Annotated in this window: 2 protein-coding genes and 1 pseudogene; 2 read left to right on the forward strand and 1 reads right to left on the reverse strand. The window is 63.9% G+C overall.

The window, feature by feature from the left end; all coding sequences use genetic code 11:
* Positions 1-20 precede the first annotated feature (20 nt).
* Positions 21-749, reverse strand: coding sequence for a 3-deoxy-manno-octulosonate cytidylyltransferase (locus EOA85_RS33520; protein ID WP_127212566.1), 729 nt, complete (start codon positions 747-749; stop codon positions 21-23).
* A gap of 192 nt (positions 750-941) precedes the next feature.
* On the opposite strand from EOA85_RS33520, the gene EOA85_RS33525 reads away from it, so the two are divergent.
* Complete coding sequence (locus EOA85_RS33525) at positions 942-1,646, forward strand: cytochrome c family protein (RefSeq protein ID WP_127212567.1); 705 nt, start codon at positions 942-944, stop codon at positions 1,644-1,646.
* A gap of 157 nt (positions 1,647-1,803) precedes the next feature.
* A pseudogene (locus EOA85_RS33530) lies at positions 1,804-2,092 on the forward strand (ABC transporter substrate-binding protein); the annotation flags it as partial.

Consider the following 2,092-nt stretch of genomic DNA (forward strand, 5'->3'; position numbering starts at 1 on the left):
TTCTCAGGTTGACCGGATGTTTAGGTTGAAAGAAGGGTTCTGGCGCGTTCGAGATCGTCCGGCGTGTCGACGCCGAACGGCGCCGACTGCACAATCTCGGCGTCGATGCGCATGCCGGCCTCCAGCGCCCGCAACTGCTCGAGCTTCTCGCGCCGTTCCAACGGCGATGGCTTCAGCGCGACGAAGCGTTCGAGCGCTGAGCGGCGATAGGCATAGAGGCCGATGTGGTGATAGAGCGGCCCCTCGCCCCAGGGTGCCGTGGCGCGGGTGAAGTAGAGCGCCCGCAGCCGTGTCTCCGACAGCGGCGAGCCGACGATCTTGACGACATTCGGATTGGTCTTTTCCTCGTCGCGGACGATCTCGATACCGAGCGTGGCGATGTCGACCGCCGCATCCTCGAAAGGCCTCAGCACGGCATTTATGATGTCGGGATCGATGGTCGGCAGGTCGCCTTGCACATTGACGATCGTTTCGACCTTACGCCCGGGATCCAGCGTGGCCAGCGCCTCGAAGATGCGGTCGGAGCCCGATTCGTGGCCGACGCGCGTCATCACCGCCTCGAAACCGTGCTCGCGCACCGCTTCGGCCACGCTTTCGGTATCGGTGGCGACCACCACCCGGCCGAGCCCGGCTTCGGCAGCGCGACGGGCGACATGGACGATCATCGGGACGCCGGCGATGTCGGCTAGCGGCTTGCCCGGCAGGCGGGTCGAGGCCATGCGGGCCGGGATGAGGATGAGCGTGGACATCGGTGATGAAGCGTCCGAAAAAGAGGGAGGGAAAAGTGGCAAAAGGTCTCACTGGAAGCGCCCTTATAGGTGTTGCAACGCCAGAGCAAAAGACCTAGTTTCCGCCCGATTTGACCGCCTTGTGGGGTGGTTCACGATTACCGACGGACGGAGTGGACGGATCGGTCCGCCGGAAAAGGGAGCCTGGGGCGTATGGACTCTTTCGAAATCAACAAGCTGATCGGCGGCCTGCTCGGAACCGTGTTCGTCGTCTTCTCGGTCGGCATTGTGTCCGACGCGCTGTTCGCCTCCCCCGCACCGGAAAAACCCGGCTTTGCCATCGAGGCGACCGAGGAGCCTGCCGAGGGCGGCCCGGCAGCCCCCGCTTCAGAAGCCAAGCCGATCGCCGACCTCCTGGCCAACGCCAATGTCGAGGCGGGTGCCGCCGTGTTCAAGAAGTGCCAGGCCTGTCACTCCGGCGAGAAGGGCGGGCCGAACAAGGTCGGCCCCGATCTCTGGGACCTCATCGACCGTCCCGTCGCCGAGCATGGAGGCTTCGCCTATTCGGCCGGGATGAAGGATTTTTCCAAGGGCGGCGCCGAGAAGTGGACCTATGACAACCTCAATCACTTTCTCCTCTCGCCGAAGAAGCTCGTGAAGGGCACCGCGATGGGCTTCGCCGGCCTGCCGAAGGACGAGGACCGCGCCAACGTCATCGCCTATCTGCGCACGCTGTCGGACAGTCCAAAGCCGCTGCCGGCACCCGGCGCTTCGGCCGAGAATGCCCCCGCGCCCGCCGAAGGCGCGGCGCCGGTCAAACCGGCAGAAAGTGCAGCACCGGCCAAACCCGCAGAGGGCGCAGCGCCGGCCGCACCTGCGCCGGCCCCAGCTGCTCCGCCACCAGCGCCGGCGCAATAACGCAATTGTAATCGTACATTCCTTGAAAAAGCCGGGTTCAGCCCGGCTTTTTCTATGGGAAAAGCGCATGTGCGGCGACAAAGGCGACCTGTCGCGGTTTTCATGAGCGTCAAATGAACTAGATTGTCGGCTGACACTATCGCGCAGAGGAGAAGGCATGACGGTTGGCCGAACGTTTCTCAGATCGACGCTGGTTGTGGCGGCTTTCGCCGGCGGCCTGCAGGCAGCCTTCGCGGACGAATGGCGCACCACCTCGTCGCTGATCGGTGAATCCAAATACGGCAACAACTTCCAGCGCTACGACTACGTCAATCCGGACGCGCCGAAGGGCGGTACCCTAAATTCGGTGGTGCTCGGCACGTTCGACAGCTTCAATCCCTATATCATCCAGGGTTCCTTCGCCGCCGGCTTCGTCCCGTTCGGCGGCGGCCTGCTCTATGATACGC

Source organism: Mesorhizobium sp. M5C.F.Ca.IN.020.29.1.1 (genome assembly GCF_003997375.1).
Classification (GTDB): domain Bacteria; phylum Pseudomonadota; class Alphaproteobacteria; order Rhizobiales; family Rhizobiaceae; genus Mesorhizobium; species Mesorhizobium wenxiniae.